The organism is Shewanella sp. S1-49-MNA-CIBAN-0167 (genome assembly GCF_040310145.1).
GTDB lineage: Bacteria > Pseudomonadota > Gammaproteobacteria > Enterobacterales > Shewanellaceae > Shewanella > Shewanella psychromarinicola.
The window spans coordinates 1-256 of record NZ_JBEOPO010000372.1 but is presented as its reverse complement, the minus strand read 5'-3'; the positions used below and the strand labels follow the sequence as shown (position 1 = coordinate 256).

Here is a 256-nt window from a genome sequence, read left to right as displayed (position 1 = left end):
CATCAACATTGAGTAACCTTGATAACTCCTTTGGGTGTGGTGTGATAATGCTGTTTTTGGGCAAGTTGATAGATGTTTTCGATGGGCCGCTAGGATGAAGTAAGTGACTCATAAAGTTAAGTGCGTCAGCGTCAAAGATGACCGGATTAGGATTAGCTTGTATCTCAGTTAATAGGGCGTAAAAAAATCCATTATTGCCATCAGGAACAGATAAACCCTGTGAATGGCTGTTGCTAAGATGTTTGTTACTGAGTGG

At 41.0% G+C, this 256-nt stretch carries 1 protein-coding gene; it reads right to left on the bottom strand.

Translation table 11 applies throughout. The features are described 5' to 3' along the window. Nucleotides 1-256, bottom strand: a 256-nt coding sequence (locus AAEZ00_RS21680) for an NAD(P)H-hydrate dehydratase (RefSeq protein ID WP_351090041.1), incomplete at both ends; no start/stop codon positions are given.